Consider the following 25008-nt stretch of genomic DNA (forward strand, 5'->3'; position numbering starts at 1 on the left):
CATTTTTCTTGATTTATTTTGGTACAGCATCATCTTTACAATTTTACTTTTCCCTCTTTTTCCATCTATAGTGATTGCCGTTCTCTTTTTCATCAGTTCCTATGTATTCTTTAGTATTCTCTACGTTTTATTCTTTAAAAAAAAAGAAAAAAGCAGTAATTCTTCAGAGTAAAAGATATCGATTAAGGATTTCTTCCCCTGCTAATACACCGTGATTTTTTGTCACTGACATTCCTGGGGGAGTGTCTATAAAAGGGTCGTGAACAAGCTCGCTATGGTTTGGGATGAAGCAATAACGGCAATGGTTAAGAAAATCCAAGTCCAACATAGAATCCCCGGAACCTGCGAAAGCAATTTCCCCACTATGACGACAAACAAATTCAAGGGCATCACCTTTATTGATGACCTTTGGAATAAAATATAGTTTACGCCCCTGTAACGAAACATTCCAACCAAATGGCGCCAGTAGTGTCCTTAACATTTGCTTATCTCCTACTGGCAAAGGATTATTTAAAATAAAGTAGAAAAACAAATCCTCTACTGGCCTCTTTATACCATCAAAATGGCAGCCTTCCTTCTGGAAAAGAGCAGTTATTTCCACTGTTGTTGCTGCTTCATTTTTTATTTTTTGCGAAATAGACTCCGACCATTCTTTCATTTGTTTTCCGTTCAGTAAAATATTAGCCCCATTTGATGTAATAGCATAGCGTGGAAGCAGTTCTTCCTGAAAGATGCGGATTCTTCGATATTGTTCTATTGTTCTCGTGGTGATCGGAACAAATAGAAATTGTCTAAATAAAGCTTCAAGAGCAATAAAAGATGAGTTTGTCATAAAAGATATCCATCTTCCATCACGACTTTCAACAGGTTTTAACATTGTATCTGCTGGCCGTCCAAATTCATCAATCGCTCGATTAGAATAAATTAATGTTCGATCAAGGTCCGATGCAATAATCATTTTTCAATCTCCTTCATCGATTTAATCAGGCCGCAGCATAAGTAATTTAAATTTTCATATGGAACAACCTCTACCCCCTTCTCCTTTGCTAACATATGGATATGCTTTACATATGGACTTGATAGATCTCTCATTAGAATTTTCCAAGGTACTCTTCTAAGCAAGACCCTTGTTGTTTCTCCTACCCCCGGCTTAATCATATGAGTACTAGATAAATTAAATTCTTTTTGTATTTGTTTTACTGTGTTCATACCTAAAAAAGCCGGTTCCTTCTTTTCCATACTTCTTTTTGAAAGGTGCACATCAACTTTTGGAAAAACATCAGGAAATTCCTGAAAAATAGTTTCGATATATTCATTTGAGACATCCATGTTTAGTAATTCCCTGTAGAACTTAGCCCCATGAAAGTCATTTTCGCCAATATACCGTTTATTTAAGACCGTTCGGCTAACAAGTCCAGAAACAGTGGAATTCAAACAGGCACTAGGAATTAAAAAATCCTCTCTTGTTCCATAAAGGTTTGTACAGTAACCGGGATCGGCAATGACTGCCAGGGAATCATCAAGTTCTACTCCATATTTACTGGAGAATTCTTGACAGGCCTTGGTCAGTTCAAGCGAAATGGCTCCTTTTCCTGTCCAGCCGTCAACAAATTGAAGCTGATATCCTGGATGGATGTTCAATATGTATTTAATTGCGTTTTCATCTATTCCACGGTCGCGAACAATAGAAATGCTATAATGGGGCAATGTTATGTTAAAACGCAACTCTATGTATCTCTTTATTAAAATTCCAACTGGGGTTCCTGCTCTGGCAAGAGAAACAAGTACAGTCTTTTCTCCCTTTAATTGATAAATTTGCTGTGCCACAATCCCAATACATAAAGCTACTTTTCTTTTATATTCGGCTAACATCCTCCAAAATAAATCCACATACTCATTTGGGGGCTGATATTCTATTGGAAGGCTTTCGCTATAGTGGCCGCCCGATTGCATTTGTTTTTCACGATTTTCAACAGAATCCTCAAGCTTTAAACTGCTTAAATCTTTTAAAAGAAAGATAACATCGTTCTCATTATAGGTACCTATTTTTACAGGTACTTTTGCTGAACTTTCCACAGGTTTATCCCTTCTTCCTCATAAAATAAACGAGTTTAATTGATTCTATTTGTGTTTTCTCCAATTCTGTTAACAATGGGAAAAGCTGCTCATTTTCTAATTCTCGTTCAAAAAACAAAAAAAGTTCTTCGTAACAGCCAGGGGGGATATTGTAAACAAAATGGGCGATGTCTGGATCCTCTGGATTTGAAAAAGCTAAACCGTATTCTGCTCCATATCCTGTTTCATTTTTAACAAATATCGGACTTCTGGTAGTAGATTGATAGGAAATACCTTGTCCCATCTCTGCTGCTATTTTCATTGGGAGATACATAAACTCACCAGTTCCAAGACATAGTGTATTTTTGCCGCTCCTTTTCCTTGTAAGGAATGATGCTGCTTCAAGTATTTTATCTTTGGTCTGCCAGTTAACATCACTCGAAATCCCAAAGCGTCCTGTTTCATATAAAAAAGGCGTATTATTTTCACTGCCATTGGTTGAGATAGAGGAAATCTCAGCCTCCTCAAAAAGTGATGGAAGGTAAATTCTCTCGATTTGCGCTTTCTTTATCTGACAGTGATAATCTTCGTTTCTTTGTTTAATTTTTTCATTTTGAATTTCCACTTGAACTTTTCCAGCAAGTAAACTAACTACATGAATCGTAATACCTAGTAAATACTCGAGCTTTTTGAATTCTAGCTTATCTTCTTCTGAGCGCCAATCTAATATGGATACAACTGAATACTCTTTCCTCGGAAAGCGTGAATGAATCGATCGGATGATATTTAAGGCTGTTTTTCCTGTTGTAAGTTCATCATCAACCAGAATAATATCCTTATCATTTGCAACCATTTCTAATGGCAAATAACAATTATGGGACGTAGCATGTGAATGTTCTTCTTCAAACGAAATCACAGGACTTTGACCACGCAAAACTTCCCTCGTTGTATGTACATAACCTGCTCCTTCGAAGCAATCAAAAAAAGCATGTCCAAGGGCTGTTGCCGTTTCGGCAAACCCAATGATGAGCGGATCGAAAGTCTTTGGAATAAAGGCAGAACCAGTAAAAGATGGTTCACTTTTCAAGAAAGTATCAAGCCATTCTTTTTTCAACTTACACCTGCCGCCTTTTACCTCCTCATAATATTTTGCAGCTAAAAGAGCAGATGTTAATAACCCCCTATTAGGATGAATGGGAAGATGCTTGCCAAGAACTTTACTTACAAACAAAAATGAACGTTTTTTGTTTATTCTGGCCGCCATTTTGAAAAGAGTGTCAAGTGGAATATGAAAATCATTTTTTTCAACAGAAACTTCTACTTTAATAGAATCGAGAATATTAAATGAATACTCTTCGTTTGATAAGATCGATGTTTGAATACTCTTCATTTAGCACCCCATAGACTTCAGATTTCAGCAACATTCTTTGCGCCCAATAGTAATGAGGCTTTATTTCATTCATTTTATTTAAAAATTGGCTTTTTTTCACACCAAATTCTCCAGTTGCTGATTCAACAATATTTAATGCATCATTATATTCCTCGTATGTAACAACATTTAAAGCCTGAACAACCTTAATATGGGAAGGGTGAATAATTGTTTTTCCAATCAATCCATTTGTTATATCTAGCAGAATTTCTCTCATAAGGCCATCCATATTTTGATCAATCAATTCTGAGCGCAGATTTCTTCCTTCATCACCAAAGTGATTGCGAAAAGGTGTCTGACGAAGCTGGGGCTTTAACATTCTCTCCTTAGAGGAAAAATATTCCCAGACAGGGCCGGAGATTACATATGGGCAACTCGATCGCTGAAATATGTTTATAATATCGGCTATGCAATCCTTTATTACAGAAATGTCGTAAACAGTTGTATCAGCGCTTCTTCTGATACCATAAATCCCACTAAAATCAGTTGCACCAATCCGTACATTTAATATGTACTCCCTATAGTCATCCAGAACATTTTTGATTTTCAATAATTCTTCCTGCCTGGTTTCTTTATGGATGACTTTTTCAGATTCAAGAATGGGCATGCAATAAAATGGCTGTTCTTTCATTGAAATTTTACTCAACACATTTAATAGCTCTCTACCAGTCTCAGCTTCAAACTTTGGGAATACAACACCCGTAAAGAGTTGAAACATCTCGCCTAAACTATGATAAATTCTTATAAATTGTTCAATATGCCGAATTCTAAAAAACAAAAGTGGCAATTCATTGATTGTCAGCATGCCCTGATTCATATTTTTGTAGAGTTGCAGCATTCCTTCCTTTAAACACGATTCTGCATACTCTACATTTAAGTCCCCTACTGCATCTTCAAGGTCGATCACAAGCGAAGTTAACCCATTTTGTTTTTGTTTGATAATGTCATGGTAAAAATCAGTCCTTGTTGCAGGCATATACAAGGTGGCACCAAGACCATAGGAGAGTAAATCACGATTTGAAGTTTTATTAAATTGCTGTGGCTTGATAAAAAAAAGTTGATCCATTTCATTTTTTTCTAAATAGGAAAAAAATTTCATAGTATTCGCAGCTCCTCCAGGGCTATAAAAAAAGAATAAAGGAGGGGATGACCTCCTGTCTAAATCCCCTCCTTTCGTAGATCTTATTGTTCCACTTTTTTTCTTTTATTTAAGAAGTGGACGATAAATGTTGCACCGAAAGTAAACAATAGAATGATGAAAAAGTACATTGGTTCAAGTTCATAGTGTGCTACGCTCAAGAACATTTTTATAGAAATGATTGCGATTAAAATGTATGCAGTTGTTTCCAGTTCAGGAACACGGTCAATGAGGGTAAGGAAGATTCCGGCTACACCCCGCATCATTAAGACACCTAAGATCCCGCCAAGGAATAAAATCCATACCTTGTTACTGACACCAAAAGCGGCCAATACACTATCGACGGAAAAGGCAATATCCAATAATTCTACTGATGCTACCGTTCCCCAGAAAGTACCAAATAAACGGATAAACAGGCCCTTTGCATTGACGTCTTCTTCCTCTTCTCCTTCCCCGCCTTCTTTTCGTTTATCAATAAAGTATTTAATTGATAGCCATGCTAAATAGCCAGCCCCAATGATTTTAATCCACCAAAGTTTAATTAAGAATACACCCAGACCAATTGCTACAAATCGAAAAATATAAGCGCCAAATAATCCATAGAAAAGTGCTTTACGCCGTTTTTCCAGAGGCAGATGTTTTACCATAATCGCTAAAACCAGCGCATTGTCAGAGGATAGTAACCCTTCCAAAATAATTAATGTTCCAATCAATCCCCAGCTGACTGGATCTGTTAAAACTTTTAGCCACATACCTCCATCAAAAAACTCGGCGTATGTGTTTAAAATACCATGCAAACCTGACATTAAAAGATTTCCTCCATTATCAATAAATATTTTTAAAGAGACCCGGCAAAGCGCCGAGCCTCTTTATGCTAATGCATCAATTAACCAACCTGAAGACCGAAGTCAGTCGCTAATGCTGCAAGACCACCCTGATAGCCGCTACCAATTGCACTAAACTTCCATTCCCCACCGTGGCGGTATAGTTCGCCTACTACAAGCGCTGTTTCAATGGAGAAATCTTCTCCAAGATCGTAGCGGATTAATTCTTCCCCATTTTCCTCATTAAAGATACGAGCATAGGCATTGGAAACTTGGCCAAAGTTTTGGCTGCGTGTTTCAGCGTCATGGATCGTAATCGTGAAAGCAATCCGCTGGACATTTGCTGGAATTCCAGTGAGGTTAATCTTTACTTGTTCGTCATCACCATCTCCGGCACCTGTTCGGTTATCTCCAGTATGTACTACTGCCCCATTAGCTCCTTGGGTATTATTATAGAAAACAAAATCTTTCTCATTTGTTACTTTACCGTTATCACCCAATAAAAAAACGGAAGAATCTAAATCAAAGTCATTGCCGCCATCATATTTGTTGGTATCCCAACCAAGTCCGACAACCACTTTTGTTAAACCTGGATTTGTTTTGGTAAGGTCAACTTTTTGTCCTTTTGATAAACTAATTGCCATTTCTTTTACCTCCATTTTTGGTTATAGTTTATTTACGAAGAAAGTTTAAAAAGGTTTCAAATTAATAATAAATTTTTTCACACCCAGTTTGCAAATTTTTCCGATTAACACTTCCATTTTGGAGGAGTATCCTTGGCCCAATAAATAGCTCCTAGTTCATGGTGATTTTGAAAATCATCATAATAAGTATGGTAGTGAAAATTAAACCAGTAGCCACCTTGCGGCGGATGGTCCCTCCGCACATGGAAACGAAGCACATCCAAGTTGGTATTACGGTCTTTAAGATGAAATATCTTCTCTGATAGGCCACCGCCAGGGTCCTCTGTGATGATGAGATTTTGAAAATCCGCCCCTGGATATTGAGAGGCTGTTTCTTCAAGTGCTTTCTCAATATTAGGCAGTACGATATTGCGAAACTCCTGCTCAATAACAGGTTTGATTCTCGGCCCAAATTTTTGATACGATTGCTCTTCAGCCTGTTTTATAATGTCCTCAACAAACTCATCCTTATTAAAGTGTGCTTCTGACAACATCGGTGCCGCTTGGTTTACATTAGCGGATGGACTAGCAGCCTCAAAAACATCTTTTTCAGCAGGTTTGTCTGCATTGACATTATTAATGAATTGCGATGGGGTAACAACACCGAATGTTACTATTGAAACCATCACCATTAACGATTTACGAATCCAATTTTTCATTCGGTACACCCTTCCATCTAGTTGTTTAGTAGTCTTACAATTAAGTCTATTATACTTTATTCTTTAGGAAAAATGGAAAGATCAGTATTACGATTCTATTAAAAAACTGGGAACAGCATCTGCCCCAGTTACATCTTTTCAATCCAGCCAAAATGAAACTTAGCTGATTTTCTGCGCAAAACCTGAAATCCAAATCTTTCAAAGCGGTTGCTTCTATAGTGGTCCTTCATTACAACTCGCTGACGTGTAACCCGAAAGGCTTCATTAACCGTCTTCTTATGGAGATCATCATATAGGGCAAACCGTCCCAACGCCTTGATACCATCCGATTCAAGAACACTTTCCTCAAACATAGGATCAAAATAGACACAATCAAAGGAATCATTTGGAAGACTTTGCAGTACATGTAAAGCATTTTCATTAACGACATGAATTCGTTTCATTGCTGCATTCATGATAGAAAGCCCAGAATCCCATTTACATAATCCCGTTTTTATCAAAAAAGCTAAAAATGGCTGTCCTTCCACCCCGACTACCTTGCCTGTTTCACCTACTATGTAGCTTGCTACTATCGAATCGGAAGCCAAGCCAAGTGTGCAATCGAGGAAGCTCATTCCTTCAGATAAACGGATGGCATCTGCAAATGGGTCGTGCTCTTGTTTCATTAATCTTTTGATTCGGAACATGGCAGAATTGGGATGAAAAAAGAATGGATCCCTTTCCCCTTTTGCAAAAAGTTCATGGCGCTCCTTACCGACAACGATACAATCACTGTCCCTTTCCTTTTGTAGGGATTGAATGGATCTTTTGTTACGAGGAAGATATTCTACACCTAAAATAGCAGCGGTTTCCGTCGCTTTTTCAATCATATATTCATTTGTTCGACCTGCTGTAGTTACAAACATAAACCCAACTCATTTTTCAGTTTAATATATAAGAAAAGGACGTCTATAGACATCCTTTGTTAACAATATTTCTCAAATGCAGTCGTTAAATTATTCATGACATCTTCCATTGATGCGCCTTCGATATCATGGCGTGGAATAAAATGCACCACTTTATTACCATTTAATAAAGCAACAGATGGGGAAGATGGTTCGATTCCTCCAAAATACTCACGCATTTTTGTTGTCGCTTCCTTATCTTGGCCCGCAAAAACAGTCACAAGATGGTCCGGTTTTTTATCGCTATTTATTACTGATTGGGTAACTGCCGGGCGAGCAAGACCTGCTGCGCAGCCACAGACAGAGTTAACTACCACAAGCGTGGTTCCAGATGCGCTTTCCATATACTCTTCCACCGCTTCATCAGTAGTAAGCTCTTGAAAACCTGCATTCGTTAGCTCATCACGCATTGGCTTAATCATTTGTCTCATATATTCTTCATATGCATTAGTCATATTCTATCAATCCTCCGAATCTTTGTTAGCAATGTTAGCATACTATATTTATTTCTAAGAATGCAATCATCATTAACTCTTCATACTCAGCCTAGCTTTTTCTGGCATCTGTCATTTGTTTCCAAACTGACCCTTTTGCCTCTACACCGCCCTCAATACGCTCAATTGCCATCTTCACTTGCATACTTACCTCAAATTCAGGATCATCTTCAGCATCCTTCAGGGCAGGTAATGCCTTCTTATCACCAACCTCATATAAAAACATCGCTGCCCGCCAACGAACTAGTTTGCTATCATCTTTAAGTGCTTTAATCATTTCTTCAGAAGCTGCCACAAAGCCTAAATCAGAAAGACAGTCCCCCGCTGTTCTGCGGACTGTGACGGATTTATCTTTTAGAGCTTGATAAAGTAAAGGGAGCACCGCTTGGTCATTTAACATTCCAAGGTAGGCAGTTGCTAATCTGCGGATCGAAACTTTTTCATCCTGCAGTGCTTTTTCAAGGAGTGGGAGATCGGCGAGTGTTGGATCATCCATTTGCTCCAGGAGCCTGTAACGAATTTGCCAATCTGGCTGATTGAAATCCTCAAGTGTTATCTTTTTATGCCGTCGTGTTTCCTTTTGAACCATTGAAGACTCATCATTTTGTGCTTTTTTGACCAAATCCTCCAACCGTTCTTGCGGATAGGCCGCAATTAGTTCTTCAACAACTTCTTGGCCTATTTGCTCAAATTCCCCATAGCGAACACCTTGATCCAGCCATTTACGTAATAAAATATAATTATCCTGAGGAAGCTGTGCTTGCTCCCTTGCTTTCAGGAAATAATCCGGCATCCCGAACCTTTTTTCGGCTGTTCCATCTGTCAGTTTAACTTGAAGGGGGATGTCTTTAAACATCTGTACCTCAACCCTTACTTCTCCGAAATGGTCAGTTGCATCGTCATTTGTAGGTTTTGTTTCAACGGGTTTTTCACCAAAAGCCTGCCTTACCTTTGGCAGAAGCATTTTCCAATCATATTTTGCGTTTCGTTCGATTGCCAAAAAATCAGCAACGTGGTAAACACCTTTAATACCCTCGATTTGTAAAATGGACCTAATAACAGCAGGAGCCCCTTCTGATGTTTCTAGTTTATAATTATGACTTGCCCCCATTGGAAGCTCTTCATCTAAATTAATTTTCATTGTATTGGGACTTGGAGTCGGTTCTATTGATTTAATATTCAATCCAATCACCTTTTTTCATTTAATCTTTTATAAGTTTATCACATTGTTTATATTCTTACATTTCCTAGCTACAGTAAAAAAAGAGTGTATCCAAAAATACACTCTTAGTCCTCAGCGATATCTGCAAGATATGACCAGCGTTCGATTAGTTCCTCCAGCTTTTCATTCAGTTCTGCTTCTTGTTTCATCAGTTCTTGACCTTTTGTAAAATCGCTGCCGATATGGGCCATTTCAGCTGTAATCTTTTCAAGCTCTTCCTCTGTCTTGGCAATAACGTCATCGATTGTTTCCCACTCTTTTTTCTCCATGTAGGTCATTCTTTTCTTTTTATCCTTTTCCCGTGCTTTTTCCTGCCGGGGAGTTTCCATTTTCGATCTTTCTGTTTGTTCTTTTAGTTCTTTTTCCAAAAAGTCTGAGTAGCCGCCATAAAATGAATCAATCACACCTTCTCCTTTTAAAATTAGGAGCTGTTCGACTGTTTTATCAAGAAAGTAGCGGTCATGTGAAACCGTAATAACTACCCCAGGAAACTCTTCTAGATAGTCCTCAAGGACTGTGAGAGTTTGCGTATCTAAATCGTTAGTCGGTTCATCAAGTAAAAGAACGTTTGGAGCTGTCATCAAAATTTTCAGAAGATAAAGACGTCGTTTTTCACCACCGGAAAGCTTGCGTATCGGTGTACCATGAGTATACGGGGAGAAAAGAAATCGTTCAAGCATTTGCGCAGCAGAAATTGTTTTTCCATCTGATGTTTCCACTATTTGTGCTGTTTCCTTGATATATTCAATCATTCTCATATTCTCATCCATATCTTCGCTTTCCTGAGTATAGTAAGCGATTTTCACCGTTTGCCCCATGATCATATCACCATGATCAAGTGGGATCCGCTTTGCAAGAATATTAAGTAACGTCGATTTACCTGTCCCATTGTTCCCAATGATACCGAATCGATCTCCCGGTTAACGAGCAGGTTAAAGTCGTTAAGAATGACTCTCTCACCATATCGTTTGGAAGCATTTTTTAATTCAAAAACTTGCTTGCCAAGCCTGCTGCCATTTAAGGAAATATCAACCTTTCCAGTTGTTTTGCCAACAGCCAACTTATCTTCTAACCGTTCAAAACGTTGAATCCTTGCCTTTTGCTTCGTTGATCTTGCCTGTGCACCTCTTCTAATCCACGCTAACTCGTTTCTGTATAGGTTCTTTTGCTTATCCAAGGTTGCTGCTTCATTTTCCTCGCGAATAGCTTTTGCTTCTAAAAAGTCTGCATAATTTCCTTTATAGCTATACAGGTTACCACCATCCAATTCAAAAATCCGATTGGTAACCCTATCTAAGAAGTAACGATCGTGGGTAACAAGTAAAAGCGCACCCTTATATTTGCTTAAATAATCTTCAAGCCATTTTATTGTCTCAAAATCAAGATGGTTAGTTGGCTCATCAAGAATTAATAAATCTGCACTTTCAATTAAAGCTTGTGCTAATGCTACTCGTTTTTTTTGTCCTCCAGATAACTCCGATACTTTTTTGCTCATATCCTCAATCCCGAGCTTCATCAAAATCGATTTAGCATTTGTACTTGCATCCCAGGCATTTTGAGCATCCATTTGTTTTTGTAATTGAAATAAAATTTCTTGCAGTTGATTATTACTTGGGGAAAGCTCTAATTTTAAAAGTGTATTTTCATACTCCCGCATTAACTTTAAAATTGGCGCTTCACCATTGAAAACTTGATCAAGAACAGTTCGATCAGTTTCAAAGTCCGGCTGCTGGCTGAGAAAGGAAATCGTATAATCTTTTCCGGTGATAATTTCTCCTTGGTCTGGGATATCAATTCCGGCTACAATTTTTAATAAGGAGGATTTTCCAGTTCCATTCACACCAATCAGGCCAATTCGCTCTTTTTCACCAACGGTAAAGGATATTTCTTTAAATAATTGCTTCTCTCCGTACGTTTTTGAAACATTTTCAACCGTTAGCATTTTCATAAATTTGCCCATTCCATTCTTTATAAAATTCTTCTAAAAACATCTCCATGAATTGTTGGCGGCTTTTCGCCAATTTTTTAGCTGATTCAGTATTCATTAATCCAGTTAATTTTAACAATTTTTCGTAGAAATGATGGATACTGGAAGATTTTCCAGTCCGATATTCTTCGAGGCTCATTTCTTTTCTTACATCCATTTCGGGGTCATAAATTGGCTGTCCTTTTTTTCCACCATAGGCGAATGCCCTGGCAATACCAATGGCACCTATCGCATCTAATCGATCCGCATCCTGGACAATTTTCGCCTCAATCGAAGTCAAAAGTGCCCCATTTCCTCCTTTAAAGGAAATAGTGTTAATAATCTCGGTTATCTGATCTTTTTGCTCAGTTGATAATTGTAGATTTTGTAAAAACGAAGCTAGTTTTTCCTGGCCTTTTTCAATGGTTTCGTTCAGCTTTTCATCTGGAATATCATGTAATAGGGCTGCCAGTTCAATAATGAATGGATCCCCGTTTGTTTCTTCCTTATAGATATATAATGCATTTTTACGGACGCGGTCAACATGGAACCAATCATGCCCTGTGGCATCAGCCCCTAATTGCTGTCGGACAAATGTCTCTGTTGCTTGTATCAATCTATTTTTCACCTGTCAAACACCTGCTTTCATCTAGCTATTTTATCATGAAAAAGGCTTAGGAAGAAAAAATATCAGTTTCGAAAAAGGCTTAAAAAAATCCGCGGAAGATTATCTCCGCGGAATTACAGCTTGTATTTGTTCACAGGTAGTTATCATAATATCAATCATTTCCGTTAAGTCCGCAATTTGATCTTCGCGAATTAAGCGGCCAAAATCAATTGTAACTTCACTTTTCATTCTCTCTTTTTGTAATGGATAAAAGTAGGCAGTCTGCTTGATTTTTCGGTCGATTCCCCAGATCTCTGTGACAACTCTTTGGATTTTATCATAATCAACGATATTATCTTGATGCTCAAATGAAAAAAACAAGCGAATCCAGCAACCTGCTTTTTGTTCTAACCGCGAACCTGGTAAAAGCTCTGCAGCTAAATTTTCAAGCTCTGCTTCTAATACAATACTTGCAGTCACATTGCTGAAATTTTCGGGCTTAAAACTAAGTTCATATTTTCTTAAAAGCTTTGCAGTATTTATGAAGTCATTTCGATCAATAATGTTGATATCGCCAGTTAAATCTAAATCATAAACTGCACCTTCAAGGACAACTTTCATATTTTCAAACGCAGTTGGATCAAACATCAAAATAGACCCACTGCTTTACCATTTTCATCCACATCCATATTTAGGGCAGCTGGCTTTTTCGGCAGTCCAGGCATTGTCATCACTTCACCCGTTAAAGCAACAATAAACCCCGCACCAATAGATGGCTTAAATTCTCTAATCGTAATCGAAAAATCAGCTGGACGTCCTAATTTTGACGGATCATCAGATAAAGAATATTGTGTTTTGGCCATACAAACAGGTAAATTAGACCAGCCAAATTTTTCGAAATCCATCAGTTGTTTTTTTGCCTTTGGCGAAAATTCGACTGACTTTCCGCCATAAACTTTTTCAACAATGGTTTGGACTTTTTCTTCAATCGAGGCTGATAGTTCATATAAAGGCGAGAAATGATTTTCCTCTGTTTCAATTACCTTTAAGATTGCTTCAGCAAGTTGGAGGCCGCCTTCTCCACCCTTTTCCCAAACTTCTGTCAATGCTGCCGGAACCTTTTCCTGGTTACACCAATCAAGTAATGTTTGAATCTCTTTATCAGTATCAGTGATAAATTTGTTAACCGCAACAACAATTGGCAGCCCAAAACTCTTAATTGTTTCAATATGTTTTTGTAAGTTATTCATACCCAGAGATAATGCAGAAAGATTCTCAGTTGCAAGCTCGTCTTTTGCGACACCTCCATGCATTTTTAAAGCGCGGATTGTCGCCACAATCACAACAGTTTCGGGCTTAATAGCAGCACTTCTTGCTTTAATATTTAAAAATTTCTCTGCACCAAGGTCTGCTCCAAAACCAGCCTCCGTTATGACATAATCAGCCAACTTTAAAGCAGCCTTTGTCGCTATAACACTGTTGCATCCATGGGCAATATTCGCAAAAGGACCGCCATGCACCAATGCTGGAGTATGTTCAATTGTTTGAACAAGATTAGGCTTTACTGCATCCTTTAGCAATAAAGTTAATGCACCTTCAACTCCTAAATCGCCAACAGTAACAGGCTCTTTTTGGTCATTATAAGCAATAACAATGCGGGATAAGCGTAATTTTAAGTCATTTAAGTCTGTTGCTAAGCAAAGGACCGCCATAATTTCAGAAGCTACGGTTATATCGAAGCCATCTTCCCGTGGAACACCTTGCAAGGGTCCACCAAGCCCAATAACAACCTTTCTTAAAGCACGGTCATTTAGGTCAAGGGCACGTTTCCAAACAATTCTCCGCTGGTCAATACGAAGCTGGTTTCCCTGTTGCAGATGGTTATCGATCAATGCAGCAAGAGCGTTATTCGCCGTTGTGATTGCATGAAAATCACCTGTAAAATGCAAATTTATATCTTCCATCGGCAACACTTGAGAATAGCCGCCCCCCGTTGCACCGCCTTTGATCCCCATTGTCGGGCCTAAGGAAGGCTCACGCATTGCAATCATTACTTTTTTTCCCAATCGGTTAAGAGCATCACCTAGTCCTACCGTGACCGTTGATTTTCCTTCTCCCGCTGGAGTAGGGTTAATCGATGTAACCAGAATTACCCTACCATTTTTTTTAGTTCCTAAACTTTTTAATGCTTCAGTGGATATTTTTGCTTTATATTTTCCAAAAAGTTCAATATCATCTTCTTTTAATCCAAGTTTTTCAGCAATTTCACAAATGGGTTTCATCGTAGCAGCTTGTGCTATTTCAATGTCTGACTTTACCTTTATCCCCATTACCACACTATATCCCTCGCTTTTGAAAATAGAATTATACCTAATATGTATTGTATCAAACATATAATAGCATTCAAAAATTACTTTTGAAAAAACTATTTTCTTTTCTGATTCTAAAAATATGATTATAATGGTAATAATTGATTTTTCTAAAAAAGGGGATGAGCACTTGCCTATTAACATTCCAAAACTTCTACCTGCGAGAGAAACGCTCGAAAAAGAACATGTCTTTATTATGGACGATGATCGAGCAACCAGACAGGATATACGGCCTTTAAATATACTTATTTTAAATTTAATGCCTGAAAAAGAAAAGACTGAAACACAGCTTTTAAGGCTTTTAGGGAATTCACCTTTGCAGGTTAATGTAAATTTTTTAAGAACGCAATCCTATGAGTCTACACACACTAGTAAACAGCACTTGGATCAGTTTTATACCGATTTTGAGCACATCAAAGCCCAAAAATTTGATGGAATGATTATAACAGGTGCCCCAGTAGAGTTATTAGAATTTGAACAAGTAAAGTATTGGGGCGAATTAATGGAGATCATGAATTGGGCAAATGAAAATGTGACCTCCACATTGCATATTTGCTGGGGAGCACAAGCGGCATTATATTATCATTATGGAATAAAGAAATTTGAACTTAATAAAAAATGTTCAGGTATTTATCCTCATAGAATAATAGAACAAAATGATTTTTTGATAAGAGGATTTGATGACGAATTCTTTGCTCCACATTCAAGATATACGGATGTTTCAATTGAGGAAATTAAGAAGCATCCAGAGTTGAAGTTATTAGCAGCATCGGATGAAGCCGGTGCGCTGTTAATCGCATCCCGTGACCGCAAGCATGTAATGATTACCGGTCATCTTGAGTATGAATCAGATTCATTGGCCCAAGAATATGAACGTGATCTTGATAAAGGACTAGAAATTCATACTCCAGAAAACTATTTTCCTAATAACGATCCTGTACAGCCTCCCCTTAATCGCTGGCGCTCACACGGATATTTGTTTTTTTCCAATTGGCTAAATTACTATGTTTATCAAGAAACCCCGTTTGTATGGAGATGAAAGAATCGTTTCGTTCCAAATTGAAAACAAGCTTAATACAACATTAAAAAACATCAACTTTGTTGGTGTTTTTTTATTGCGTCATTTACAGACTATCCAAGGTTTGTTATTACTTTACATAATTATGGTAGTCATTAAATATAATAGAAGATGGCATCTCTGATTGAAGGAGGGAAAAAGGTTTGGAGAAATTTATTGCAACCCATCGAAATCATAGCGGGGAGATCATTAATTTCGTCACATCTGAAGGGCGAGTGATCTCTTATCGGAAGGCCTTAATGGATGTAGAAAATGGATTAATCGAAGGAATTCAAAAGGTTGAGGACGGAAATGGGAATATTTATTTGGTACCTGAGAATAATGATTCTTTTGATTATTTACCCAATATATTTTAAAGAAACCTCGCCTTTTGGCGAGGTTTTTATTTAATGTTCTTCATTATTTTTTTGAATTTCTTTTAACGTTTCCACCCTTTTGATGTCTTCCTCAAAAAACTGAACCAAATCTCCTATTCGGTCAATTGAATCCCAACTTAAATGATGTTCAATCCCTTCAACATCGTGATAAATATTTTCTTCTTTTACCCCGATAATTTTTAACAATTGTTCAAGCAATTCATGGCGGTAGACAAGGCGCTTACCAATTTTTTGACCTTTTGCTGTTAGAGAAAGACCGCGATACTTTTCGTATACTAAATATGCATCCTTATCCAGTTTCTGAACCATCTTGGTGACTGAGGAGGGATGTACTGATAATGCCTCGGCAATATCCGACACTCTAGCATATCCTTTTTCTTCGATCAAAATATAAATTTGTTCAATATAATCTTCCATGCTTGGCGTTGGCATTCCGAACCCTCCATTACAAATATCCACTAAAAGTTTACTATAGATGAAAAATACAGACAAGATAATATCCCTTTATAAAATAATAATAATTCTTCAAAAAAACAATTTTTCTTGCACGCAAAACTGTATTACCTTTTATCTGTGGTTGGTTGGAACTCCATTTTCCAACTAAAATATTCACTTTCAGGGTTTTTTTCATATCGTAAATGGGCATCAAATTTATTCCCCTTTTTACTCGTAAGCCCTTTTACTAAAACATTCCCATTTTTTAATAGGGACTTTACCATCGTCTTTGAAGGCTTCTTCTTCATTGATGCCAAAAATTTATCATTTTTCCAAATAACAAATTTACAGCCATTCTTCCAATTACTACAGCCAAAACCTTTTTGTCCTTCAATAATTCCATGACCGCAAACAGGACATTTGCCTAATACTTCAACTGATTTCTTTTCTTGTGAGACTTCGTTAATAATAATATCTTTTTCATTTTTAATTGTGGCAACAGACCTTGTTGTAAAATCAAAAATCAAATGTAAAAAATTTTCTTTTGTAAACTTTTGTTTTTCTATATCAGATAATGTTTTTTCCAAACGCCCTGTAAACTCCAAGTCAAATAAATCTTTAACAGGAAATGTCTCAACTAGTCTTTTCCCTAGATCTGTACATAGTAAGTTTTTGTTTTGGGTTTCAATATAACCAACATCTTTTAGCTTCTTTATTGTTTCGGCTCTTGTTGCCGGGGTGCCAATACTATAACCGCTTAAAATAGCAGCCATCATTTCTTCACTTTCTTCGTCTTCATGGCCTTTTCCGCATGTTTCCATCACCCTTAATAATGTTTTTTCAGTATGATGCTTTGGTGGTTTTGTAACATGCGAGGATAGCTTGTGATCAACAATGGTAACAGTATCATTTATATTTACAAATGGTAAAATTGTATCCTTTGATTCAACTTTCTCTACTTTTTTCCATCCTTCAACAAGTTGGACTTTACCTTTAGAAACAAAGATCCCCTTAATATTACTATTATTTATTTGAGTGATTATTTTTGTCTCTTCATATTCGGCTACAGGCATGAATTGCATAATGAAACGGTTTTTAATAGCAATATAAACAAGTTCTTCGTCTTTTGTCAGGGATTTTGGAATTAAGTAGGTTGGTATAATGGCACTGTGGCTTTCCACTTTAGAATTATCAAAGATCCGCTTTGAACTAGTAAACTTTATTTCATCCTCATAAGGTAAACCTTTTTTCAAATTATTTAATACCTTTGCTGTTTTATCAATAAGACTTTCTTCTAATACAACGCTTGCTGTCCTTGGATAAGTAATGTATTTTTTTTCATAAAGAGATTGAGCAACTTTAAGTACTTTATCTGAAGTCCATCCTTTGTATTTGTTCGTGATATATCCTTGCAGATTTGAAAGATTAAATAAATAAGGCGGATATTCCCTTTTTCGTTCTACTTGTTTATCGATAATCGTTGCTGTTTGATTCTGTAGTGCTTGTTCAATTTCTTCTAAAGTTGCTTTATTTTTGAATTTATCTTCTTCATTTTCAAAGTATGTTCCCTCATATTCCTTACCGTCGTGAGTCTTAAATGTAGCAGTAAGTTTAAAGTATTCTTCTGGGATAAAACTTTCTATGGCTTTATCACGATCATAAATTATTTTTAATGTTGGCAAGAGAACCCTGCCGATATTAAGTGCCTTCCCTTTTCCTTTCTGATACTTTAACGTAGCAACAGAAGTTAAATTTATTCCGATCACCCAATCGGCCCATTGTCGGCCGATTCCTGCATCCTGAAGTGGTTTCATTTCATTATTAGGCTTAATTTGTTGAAGCCCTTTTAACACTTCTACAGGTGTCCACTCGTTTAGCAGCAGACGAAAAACAGGTTTCTGTGTCTTCAGATTGTATATAATGGTATCCCCAATAATTTGGCCTTCCCTATCAAAATCGCAAGCAGAGATGACCATATCTACATCATTACGTTTTATTAAACTATAAATTATTTTAAGTTGCTTTTTCGCACCTAGATCTTCTTTCCCCCTATTTCGAGGATCACTTTTAACCTTGTAACGAAAGTTAGGCGGAATAAAAGGAAAGTTTTCCATACTCCATTTTGCCATTTTTTCATCATAATCTTTTGCATCCAAAAGTTGCAGAAGATGGCCAAAAGCCCAGGTTATAATATGGCCATTCCCCTCAAAGTATCCATCATTTCGACTCTTAATTTTTAAAGCATCTGCAATGTTTTTTGCTACAGATGGCTTTTCTGTAATTATCAATTTCATAAGAAAAGCTCCCTCTAATGAACTATCAACATTATTTTCCCATTGAAAGTTCAAGTCGTAAAGAGTAAATTAATTGGAATCAAAGAGCTTCAAATTTATAGACCATTTAATTTACATGAAAAATATCTCCTCCGAAATCGGAGGAGATTATAAAATAAGCTATTCATAAAATTAATAGGTTAAATGCTCTTTGTGGGATACCCGCTTTCTAAAGACATAGTAGCTCCATACCGTATAAGCAAGAACAAAAGGCAAAGTGGTAACAACTACGATGGTCATAATTTTAAGGGAATAATCACCGCTTGCTGCATTATAAACCGTTAAATTAAATGCTTTATTAATAGAGCTAATCATGACTCTTGGGAAAAGTCCCACAAAAATTGCGGATACCGTAAAAGCCAATCCTAAGCCTGTCATCGTGAATGCTAATCCTTCTTGTTTTTTTGTAATGAAGTAAGGGGTTAAAGCATAAACAATTACTATCAGCCCAACTAAAGTGAGTTCAGGAACCATGCGTACTTCAAAAATATCTGTCTTAAACCATGATAATCCAACAAAGACTACGAGTACTCCTAATACGGCGAAGGTGAGTTTTTTTGCGAGTTTGGCAGATCTCTCTCGAATCTCATCCTCTGTTTTTAAAGTAAGGAAATTTAAACCATGCAGCAAACATAATAACGTTACTGTTAAGCCACCCCATAGAGAATAAATATTAATATAATCAGCAAACCCTGCAGACATGTTCATATCAATGCCTATTGGCATTCCTTTTAACATCGAGGTAAACAAAACACCGACCAAAAAAGGAGGAAGTAAGCTGCTTAAAAATATTACCCAATCCCAAACGTTCGTCCAGCGGGAATTATTAAGCTTCCTTCTAAATTCAAAGGATACTCCACGGCCAATTAAACAAAGCAGAACTGCGAATAATGGCAAATAATAGCCGCTAAACATTGTTGCATACCAATGTGGAAATGCTGCAAAAATTGCTCCGCCACCTGTCAATAACCATACTTCATTTGCATCCCAAAATGGCCCAATCGTATTAACCAAAATAGAACGCTCTGTTTGGTTGCGTGCTAGAAATCGAGTGGACATTCCTACCCCAAAATCAAATCCTTCAAGAAAGAAGAAACCAATAAAGACGACGGCGATTAAGACAAACCATAACACACTAAGTGTCATCCTAAGCACCTACCTTTTTATTAAACGGATCGGTAATAGTCGGAGCGTCAACCCCTTGCAATGCCTCCGGTCCTCTTTTTACTTCACGAACAATTAAATAAACCATTACACCTAAAAGGATCGTGAATACCAATAAATACAAAATAAAGGATATTAGTATTTCTCCGCCTGAAACATTTGGAGAAACTGCACTCGTTGTTGACATTACACCAAATACTGACCATGGCTGACGTCCAACCTCCGTCATCATCCAGCCTGAAGTATTTGCTAGAAATGGGAATGCTATAGCGGGAAGCGTAAATTTTAGAAACTTACCACTTTTTTCAAGACGATCTTTTCTCCAGAGAATTAAACCAGAGATGCCAAGCAGAATCATTAGTACTCCAAAACCAACCATTAACCTAAAGCTCCAATACGTTGTTTTCACAGGAGGAATATAATTTGTTCCATCACCTGCCAAAGAATCATATTTGGCTTTGTATTCATTTTGGAGAGTATTCATCCCTTTCAAACTGCCCTCAAATTTTGAATAAGAAAGAAAACTTAATGCATATGGGATATTAATTTCAAAACTATTTTGCTTCTTATCTGTATCAATTATTGCGAATACAGACCATGGTGCCGGGTCTTGGGTGTCAGCCCAAATGCCTTCAGCTGCTGCCATTTTCATTGGCTGTGTTTTAACCAGATACTGCGCTTGAGCATGGCCTGTTAAGGCTACGCCAACGCTGCCAATTAGTCCGATTACAAGAGCTATTTTTAATGATTTCTTATAAAATTCAATATGCTGCTTACGAAGTAAACAATGTGCACAAACACCCGCAACAAAAAAACCCGCCGTAGCAATAGCTCCAGTTAAAACATGTGGATATTCAACCCATAATTGTCCATTTGTCAACAATGCGCCAAAGTCATTCATCTCAGCACGGCCATTATTCATTTGATATCCAACTGGATGCTGCATAAATGAATTAGCAGTCAAAATCCATAGAGCTGACAATGTAGTACCTATCGTAACCAGCCAAATACAGGCCAAATGCACTTTCTTAGAGAGACGTTCCCAGCCAAAAATCCAAATACCGATAAAGGTTGATTCCATAAAGAATGCAAGTAATGCCTCAATTGCCAAAGGTGCACCAAAAACATCACCCACCATACGGGAATAATCCGACCAGTTCATACCAAATTGAAATTCTTGAATGATGCCGGTTACAACGCCAACTGCAAAGTTAATTAAGAATAAATGTCCCCAAAACTTTGCCATCTTTTTGTAAATCTCGTTGTTTTTCATTACATAACGTGTTTCCATTAGAGCGACCATAAAAACAAGACCAATTGAAAGTGGAACAAAAAGAAAGTGAAAGATGGTAGTCGCTGCAAATTGAATTCTTGCCAGCCACAAAGGATCCATAATAATTCCCCCTATCCATTATTTCAAATTGTCCATGATGCTTCTTGCTCGCTATTTCACAAATTTCTATAGCTGCTGTGAGACCCCACCTGGAACTAATTAAAAAAGAAAAACTAAAAAGCTTAAACACTGCCTGTTTTAATTAGTTAAGATGTAACCTCACTTTTATTTTAACAAATTCTACCATACAAAAATCTCTCTTTTTCGTCAGTTTTATGAACATTCTAAATTTACGTTTCTTCAGTATTTTAAAAAAATAAGTAAAACTATTTCACACAAAAAAAGCTTTTTCGGCAATTCTTCTAAGTGCTATTGATTCAATTAAAATAGCATCGTTCTCTAGGAACAATATTACATACGGATATGATGAAGGAGGGGACTCTTTCTACTTTAAAAATGATGATCCCAATGTTTTTATCGTCGACTAAAAAGGCCTCTCCATGGGTGAAACTTGTCAAATTTTTTTCAATCTTTAAAATGGATTTGAAGATCACTTCTTTTTCCTCAGCTTCAAACGTTGCATGTGGAGCAAATCTCAAAATCCATTCCTCCCCATCGATTGAAAAACGATACATACCATCGCCCCTTTAAAGGAATTAATATTAGTTTAAGATATGACTTGGGACTGATTTTATGTTTTTAAAAATGGGTTTTCAATTATTTCCCAACATTGAGTTTCAGACACTTTTTGATCCCAAAAAAACGCTTACATTCCTTGACTGTCAACCATCATTCGTGTATATTATAATCATCATGATTCAGAATAGAATAAAAATTTTTCAACTGTCTGCTTCATGAAAATATTTAACTTAGGTGCCATTGGTGTCTTGAAAGGTTTAGGAGGAAAAGAGTTTATGCAAAACGGTAAAGTTAAATGGTTCAATAACGAAAAAGGTTTTGGTTTTATTGAAATTGAAGGCGGGGACGATGTATTCGTACATTTCAGTGCTATCCAAGGTGACGGTTTTAAATCCTTAGAAGAAGGTCAAGAAGTTTCCTTCGAAGTCGTTGAAGGAAATCGTGGACCACAAGCTGCAAACGTTGTAAAACTTTAATTTAAAAATACAAATTCAAAGGCTGGCACATTGCCAGCCTTTTTCTATGATTAAAGCTGGTGTTTGTTTTCGTTTCATACATTATCAAAGGTAAAACGGCCTTTATTACATCAACTTAATCTTTCCCCAAATTCTCTAAGCTTTTCTCCTACTGTACAATCAGTAATACAAAAACGATGTGCTGCCCTTTTCCCGAATTCCTTTTTTAAATGCTGATGTAAAAAACAGCCCTTACAATATTGTTCCATCATTATTTGAACACTTTCAAACAGCTCTTTTTTAGTCCTATCTTTCACGCCACTTCCACCCCAAATTTCTAGAGTAATTGTGTTTTAGCAAATATTTCTTTCCCAAGAAGGGCTTGACTTGCCAGTTTGTCTGCTTCTTTATTATCATTCCGAGAAATAACTGTATATTTTGGGACAATCCCAAGATTTTTAATTTTCTCTTCTATTCGATCGAGCCAGCTATTTAAAACTTCTTCATAGCAAGGCCATTCTCCCTCAAGCTGTTTTAATACTCCTTGTGAGTCTCCTTTGATTTCGCAAGGAAGGCGATGGACCCCTAATTCCTCAAGTAAAGTAAGAGCAAAATAAAGGGCTGCGTATTCCGCTTCATTATTCGTTTCGATTTCATCAAATTGTTCATTCGCACGAATCCGATACTTCTTCTTGCCTTGTTTAAAGAAAATGACTGCTCCAAGCCCAGCTTGATTGTTTTCCTTATGAAAACCTCCATCAAAGAAAAGGGTAACTTCATGAGGGTCTTCTTCAATTTCAGTATGAAGCTTTTTCACTTCCTTCAATGTCCATGATGTTCCAATTTCATCATAAAAAACAAGATCTATTGCTTTACCAGATTTTTCAAGTTCTTCCCCAGTTTCTATCGCTAATTCACCAGAAATATATTCAGAGGAAAAAAGAACCTTTTCATTCCCATTTAATTTATACGTCCATTCTATTTTATATTTCATTATTTTCAGCCTTTCTACTCTTTCTCAATCTTATTATTAGTTATCATGCCCAGCTATCCAAATGCAAAATGCAAATTCTTTTTCATACATGACTGTGTTAATTTATGATAAACTTTCAGTAACTATTACCATTAGGATATGGAGGAATCAAGGTTGATCGAAGTCTATATTGATGGTGCAAGTGCAGGGAATCCAGGGCCAAGCGGAGCAGGTATTTTTATCAAAGGAAATGGTCTAAATAAAAAATACTCGATTCCACTCGGAATAATTTCAAATCATGAGGCAGAATTTCAGGCGTTCCTCCATGCGTTAAAAATTTGCATAGAACATAAATTCACCGTTGTGTCCTTTCGAACGGATTCAGAATTGGTAAACCGAGCGGTTGAAAAAGAATTTGTTAAAAACGAACTATTCGCCCCGATGCTACAGGAAGCATTACAGCTTTCCAAACAGTTTGATTTGTTTTTTATGAAATGGATTCCCAGTCGCGAAAACAATGTTGCTGATGAACTCGCAAGAAAGGCGATCCAAAAAAGCAGAACAGGAGAAAAATGACATCATGAAAAAAACAATCCTAGCTGATATCACATTACTTTTAGTAACCATTGTATGGGGTTCAACCTTTGTTTTGGTTCAAAATGCGATAAGTTCTCTTAGACCTTTTTCTTTTAATGGTATACGCTTTTTTATCGCCGCAGTGGTTCTTATTCTTTGGCTCGTTTTTTTTGAAAGAAAACAATTACAATTGTTAACCAAGAAATTAGTCTTTACCGGAATGTTTATCGGTTTTTGGCTTTTTCTTGGCTACGCAACACAAACGGTCGGACTGCTATATACAACATCATCCAAGGCAGGATTTATTACCGGATTAAGTGTTGTTTTAGTTCCATTATTTTCAATGATTTTATTAAAACAAACTTTAAATAAAAATGCTATTATCGGGGTGGTTATTGCCACCTTCGGGCTTTTTTTCCTTACGGCAACAGATATTTTCGGATTTAATATTGGTGATTTGCTGGTGTTTGTATGTGCGATTAGCTTTGCTCTACATATTATTTTTACAGGAAAATTCACCGATAAATTTCCAACACTCCTGCTAACTATTATCCAGCTTACTACAGTATCTTTGCTTTCAATGATTTTATCCTTGCTATTTGAAAACTGGAGGGCATCGTTCCATTCGAATGTTTTATTTTCGAGTAACGTATATATGGCTCTTTTCATCACATCAGTATTTGCAACTGCATTAGCTTTTTTAGCACAAACAAATTTCCAAAAGTTCACTACTACAACCAGAGTAGCCTTGATTTTTGCGATGGAACCAGTTTTTGCAGCTATAACTGGATTTTTCTGGGCACATGACCGATTAACCATTACGGCTATTTTTGGCTGCATTCTTATTTTTTTAGGAATTATTTTTGCAGAACTGCCGATAAAGAAAATTTTATCTCCGCAAAAAATAGTCCAAAGAGAAAGGAAAACCTCGTAATAAGGTATGGTATAAAAATAACTCCCTAAAACAGGGAGTTATTTTTATGATATTGCAAGCAATGCTTTATCTTTTACATATTTTAGTGCTGCATTTCTTGTTTTTATGTTATTTGCTGTCAGGGTCTCAAGCAAAGAAAGATAAAAGCTTCCATCAAAACCTTTTTGTGCTTTCAATGTTAACTCTATTGCTGTATTGATGATTTCATCGGGCGCATTTGTAGAGTGCTTGCCAAAATAAATAAAACCGATTGCATCTTCTTGCAATTGAAAACCTTTCCCTCGTAAATCATGTAAGTATTCTTCCACTGTCTGCAAGATG

The 25008-nt window shown here is 36.8% G+C and carries 26 protein-coding genes and 1 pseudogene; 5 read left to right on the forward strand and 22 right to left on the reverse strand.

Annotated elements, in window-relative coordinates:
• Nucleotides 1-163: 163 nt before the first annotated feature.
• The 14 genes and pseudogenes from RCG17_RS03795 to RCG17_RS03860 form a co-directional block, all read right to left on the reverse strand.
• Nucleotides 164-958, reverse strand: a complete 795-nt coding sequence (locus RCG17_RS03795; RefSeq protein WP_308173939.1) for an HAD family hydrolase — start codon at nt 956-958, stop codon at nt 164-166.
• The gene (locus RCG17_RS03800; protein ID WP_308173940.1) at nt 955-2076 is read right to left on the reverse strand and encodes a cysteine protease StiP family protein; all 1122 of its coding nucleotides are present in this window, start codon (nt 2074-2076) and stop codon (nt 955-957) included. The genes RCG17_RS03795 and RCG17_RS03800 overlap by 4 nt, the downstream gene beginning before the upstream one ends.
• Before the next feature lie 4 nt (nt 2077-2080).
• Nucleotides 2081-3445, reverse strand: coding sequence for a phosphoribosyltransferase family protein (locus tag RCG17_RS03805; protein WP_308173941.1), 1365 nt, complete (start codon nt 3443-3445; stop codon nt 2081-2083).
• Nucleotides 3396-4583 carry an HpcH/HpaI aldolase/citrate lyase family protein gene (locus tag RCG17_RS03810; protein WP_308173942.1) on the reverse strand — a complete coding sequence of 396 codons (1188 nt, stop codon included), beginning with the start codon at nt 4581-4583 and terminating at the stop codon, nt 3396-3398. The genes RCG17_RS03805 and RCG17_RS03810 overlap by 50 nt, the downstream gene beginning before the upstream one ends.
• Nucleotides 4584-4666: 83 nt before the next feature.
• The gene (locus tag RCG17_RS03815; RefSeq protein WP_308173943.1) at nt 4667-5428 is read right to left on the reverse strand and encodes a TerC family protein; all 762 of its coding nucleotides are present in this window, start codon (nt 5426-5428) and stop codon (nt 4667-4669) included.
• Between the two features lie 80 nt (nt 5429-5508).
• Nucleotides 5509-6090, reverse strand: coding sequence for a TerD family protein (locus RCG17_RS03820; protein WP_308173944.1), 582 nt, complete (start codon nt 6088-6090; stop codon nt 5509-5511).
• Between the two features lie 104 nt (nt 6091-6194).
• On the reverse strand, nt 6195-6788 hold the full coding sequence (locus tag RCG17_RS03825) for a YpjP family protein (RefSeq protein WP_308173945.1): 594 nt from the start codon (nt 6786-6788) through the stop codon (nt 6195-6197).
• A 128-nt stretch (nt 6789-6916) separates the two neighbouring features.
• Nucleotides 6917-7693, reverse strand: coding sequence for a class I SAM-dependent methyltransferase (locus RCG17_RS03830; RefSeq protein ID WP_308173946.1), 777 nt, complete (start codon nt 7691-7693; stop codon nt 6917-6919).
• A gap of 59 nt (nt 7694-7752) precedes the next feature.
• Nucleotides 7753-8187: a BrxA/BrxB family bacilliredoxin gene (locus RCG17_RS03835; protein ID WP_308173947.1), complete on the reverse strand. Its 435-nt coding sequence runs from the start codon at nt 8185-8187 to the stop codon at nt 7753-7755.
• Nucleotides 8188-8278: 91 nt separating this feature from the next.
• Nucleotides 8279-9409: a conserved virulence factor C family protein gene (locus RCG17_RS03840; protein ID WP_308173948.1), complete on the reverse strand. Its 1131-nt coding sequence runs from the start codon at nt 9407-9409 to the stop codon at nt 8279-8281.
• 104 nt (nt 9410-9513) lie between these two features.
• Nucleotides 9514-11396 (reverse strand): annotated as a pseudogene (locus tag RCG17_RS03845) (ABC-F family ATP-binding cassette domain-containing protein).
• Nucleotides 11377-12042, reverse strand: coding sequence for an HD domain-containing protein (locus RCG17_RS03850; protein ID WP_308173949.1), 666 nt, complete (start codon nt 12040-12042; stop codon nt 11377-11379). The pseudogene RCG17_RS03845 and the gene RCG17_RS03850 overlap by 20 nt, the downstream one beginning before the upstream one ends.
• A 99-nt stretch (nt 12043-12141) precedes the next feature.
• A complete protein-coding gene (locus RCG17_RS03855; RefSeq protein WP_308173950.1) occupies nt 12142-12669 on the reverse strand; it encodes a hypothetical protein in 528 nt (175 codons plus the stop codon).
• On the reverse strand, nt 12669-14351 hold the full coding sequence (locus tag RCG17_RS03860; RefSeq protein ID WP_308173951.1) for a formate--tetrahydrofolate ligase: 1683 nt from the start codon (nt 14349-14351) through the stop codon (nt 12669-12671). The genes RCG17_RS03855 and RCG17_RS03860 overlap by 1 nt, the downstream gene beginning before the upstream one ends.
• Before the next feature lie 169 nt (nt 14352-14520).
• On the opposite strand from RCG17_RS03860, the gene metA reads away from it, so the two are divergent.
• Both metA and RCG17_RS03870 read left to right on the forward strand, forming a co-directional pair.
• Nucleotides 14521-15429 carry a homoserine O-acetyltransferase MetA gene (metA, locus tag RCG17_RS03865; RefSeq protein WP_308173952.1) on the forward strand — a complete coding sequence of 303 codons (909 nt, stop codon included), beginning with the start codon at nt 14521-14523 and terminating at the stop codon, nt 15427-15429.
• A 182-nt stretch (nt 15430-15611) separates the two neighbouring features.
• On the forward strand, nt 15612-15824 hold the full coding sequence (locus tag RCG17_RS03870; RefSeq protein WP_308173953.1) for a DUF3892 domain-containing protein: 213 nt from the start codon (nt 15612-15614) through the stop codon (nt 15822-15824).
• A gap of 30 nt (nt 15825-15854) precedes the next feature.
• Here RCG17_RS03870 and mntR read toward each other — a convergent pair whose 3' ends face one another.
• The 5 genes from mntR to RCG17_RS03895 form a co-directional block, all read right to left on the reverse strand.
• On the reverse strand, nt 15855-16277 hold the full coding sequence (mntR, locus tag RCG17_RS03875) for a transcriptional regulator MntR (protein ID WP_308173954.1): 423 nt from the start codon (nt 16275-16277) through the stop codon (nt 15855-15857).
• A 128-nt stretch (nt 16278-16405) separates the two neighbouring features.
• Nucleotides 16406-18574, reverse strand: coding sequence for a type IA DNA topoisomerase (locus tag RCG17_RS03880; RefSeq protein ID WP_308173955.1), 2169 nt, complete (start codon nt 18572-18574; stop codon nt 16406-16408).
• 171 nt (nt 18575-18745) lie between these two features.
• Nucleotides 18746-19759, reverse strand: coding sequence for a cytochrome d ubiquinol oxidase subunit II (cydB, locus tag RCG17_RS03885; RefSeq protein ID WP_308173956.1), 1014 nt, complete (start codon nt 19757-19759; stop codon nt 18746-18748).
• A 1-nt stretch (nt 19760) separates the two neighbouring features.
• On the reverse strand, nt 19761-21170 hold the full coding sequence (locus tag RCG17_RS03890; RefSeq protein ID WP_308173957.1) for a cytochrome ubiquinol oxidase subunit I: 1410 nt from the start codon (nt 21168-21170) through the stop codon (nt 19761-19763).
• 317 nt (nt 21171-21487) lie between these two features.
• Nucleotides 21488-21745 (reverse strand): hypothetical protein, encoded by a 258-nt coding sequence (locus RCG17_RS03895; protein WP_308173958.1) that lies wholly within the window; start codon nt 21743-21745, stop codon nt 21488-21490.
• Between the two features lie 279 nt (nt 21746-22024).
• On the opposite strand from RCG17_RS03895, the gene cspD reads away from it, so the two are divergent.
• On the forward strand, nt 22025-22225 hold the full coding sequence (gene cspD, locus RCG17_RS03900; protein WP_308173959.1) for a cold-shock protein CspD: 201 nt from the start codon (nt 22025-22027) through the stop codon (nt 22223-22225).
• Between the two features lie 110 nt (nt 22226-22335).
• Here cspD and RCG17_RS03905 read toward each other — a convergent pair whose 3' ends face one another.
• Complete coding sequence (locus tag RCG17_RS03905) at nt 22336-22521, reverse strand: zinc-finger domain-containing protein (protein WP_308173960.1); 186 nt, start codon at nt 22519-22521, stop codon at nt 22336-22338.
• Nucleotides 22522-22541: 20 nt separating this feature from the next.
• The gene (locus RCG17_RS03910; protein WP_308173961.1) at nt 22542-23198 is read right to left on the reverse strand and encodes a reverse transcriptase-like protein; all 657 of its coding nucleotides are present in this window, start codon (nt 23196-23198) and stop codon (nt 22542-22544) included.
• Nucleotides 23199-23351: 153 nt separating this feature from the next.
• Between RCG17_RS03910 and RCG17_RS03915 the strand changes: the two genes are divergently transcribed.
• Together RCG17_RS03915 and RCG17_RS03920 are read left to right on the forward strand one after the other, a co-directional pair.
• A complete protein-coding gene (locus RCG17_RS03915; protein ID WP_308173962.1) occupies nt 23352-23753 on the forward strand; it encodes a reverse transcriptase-like protein in 402 nt (133 codons plus the stop codon).
• A gap of 4 nt (nt 23754-23757) precedes the next feature.
• A complete protein-coding gene (locus RCG17_RS03920) occupies nt 23758-24687 on the forward strand; it encodes a DMT family transporter (protein ID WP_308173963.1) in 930 nt (309 codons plus the stop codon).
• 44 nt (nt 24688-24731) lie between these two features.
• Here the strand turns inward: RCG17_RS03920 and RCG17_RS03925 are convergent, their stop codons facing one another.
• On the reverse strand, nt 24732-25004 hold the full coding sequence (locus RCG17_RS03925) for a DUF6123 family protein (RefSeq protein ID WP_308173964.1): 273 nt from the start codon (nt 25002-25004) through the stop codon (nt 24732-24734).
• Nucleotides 25005-25008: the final 4 nt, after the last annotated feature.

This window comes from Neobacillus sp. PS3-12 (genome assembly GCF_030915385.1).
Taxonomy (GTDB): Bacteria; Bacillota; Bacilli; order Bacillales; family Cytobacillaceae; genus JAEVLT01.

Excerpts from the sequence above, each read along its gene's own strand:
- RCG17_RS03795 (WP_308173939.1), bottom strand. The coding sequence starts at position 958 with ATGATTATTGCATCGGACCTTGATCGAACATTAATTTATTCTAATCGA.
- RCG17_RS03805 (WP_308173941.1), bottom strand. The coding sequence starts at position 3,445 with ATGAAGAGTATTCAAACATCGATCTTATCAAACGAAGAGTATTCATTT.
- RCG17_RS03810 (WP_308173942.1), bottom strand. The coding sequence starts at position 4,583 with ATGAAATTTTTTTCCTATTTAGAAAAAAATGAAATGGATCAACTTTTT.
- RCG17_RS03815 (WP_308173943.1), bottom strand. The coding sequence starts at position 5,428 with ATGTCAGGTTTGCATGGTATTTTAAACACATACGCCGAGTTTTTTGAT.
- RCG17_RS03820 (WP_308173944.1), bottom strand. The coding sequence starts at position 6,090 with ATGGCAATTAGTTTATCAAAAGGACAAAAAGTTGACCTTACCAAAACA.
- RCG17_RS03825 (WP_308173945.1), bottom strand. The coding sequence starts at position 6,788 with ATGAAAAATTGGATTCGTAAATCGTTAATGGTGATGGTTTCAATAGTA.
- RCG17_RS03830 (WP_308173946.1), bottom strand. The coding sequence starts at position 7,693 with ATGTTTGTAACTACAGCAGGTCGAACAAATGAATATATGATTGAAAAA.
- RCG17_RS03835 (WP_308173947.1), bottom strand. The coding sequence starts at position 8,187 with ATGACTAATGCATATGAAGAATATATGAGACAAATGATTAAGCCAATG.
- RCG17_RS03855 (WP_308173950.1), bottom strand. The coding sequence starts at position 12,669 with ATGTTTGATCCAACTGCGTTTGAAAATATGAAAGTTGTCCTTGAAGGT.
- RCG17_RS03860 (WP_308173951.1), bottom strand. The coding sequence starts at position 14,351 with ATGGGGATAAAGGTAAAGTCAGACATTGAAATAGCACAAGCTGCTACG.
- mntR (WP_308173954.1), bottom strand. The coding sequence starts at position 16,277 with ATGCCAACGCCAAGCATGGAAGATTATATTGAACAAATTTATATTTTG.
- RCG17_RS03880 (WP_308173955.1), bottom strand. The coding sequence starts at position 18,574 with ATGAAATTGATAATTACAGAAAAGCCATCTGTAGCAAAAAACATTGCA.
- cydB (WP_308173956.1), bottom strand. The coding sequence starts at position 19,759 with ATGACACTTAGTGTGTTATGGTTTGTCTTAATCGCCGTCGTCTTTATT.
- RCG17_RS03890 (WP_308173957.1), bottom strand. The coding sequence starts at position 21,170 with ATGGATCCTTTGTGGCTGGCAAGAATTCAATTTGCAGCGACTACCATC.
- RCG17_RS03895 (WP_308173958.1), bottom strand. The coding sequence starts at position 21,745 with ATGTATCGTTTTTCAATCGATGGGGAGGAATGGATTTTGAGATTTGCT.
- cspD (WP_308173959.1), top strand. The coding sequence starts at position 22,025 with ATGCAAAACGGTAAAGTTAAATGGTTCAATAACGAAAAAGGTTTTGGT.
- RCG17_RS03910 (WP_308173961.1), bottom strand. The coding sequence starts at position 23,198 with ATGAAATATAAAATAGAATGGACGTATAAATTAAATGGGAATGAAAAG.
- RCG17_RS03920 (WP_308173963.1), top strand. The coding sequence starts at position 23,758 with ATGAAAAAAACAATCCTAGCTGATATCACATTACTTTTAGTAACCATT.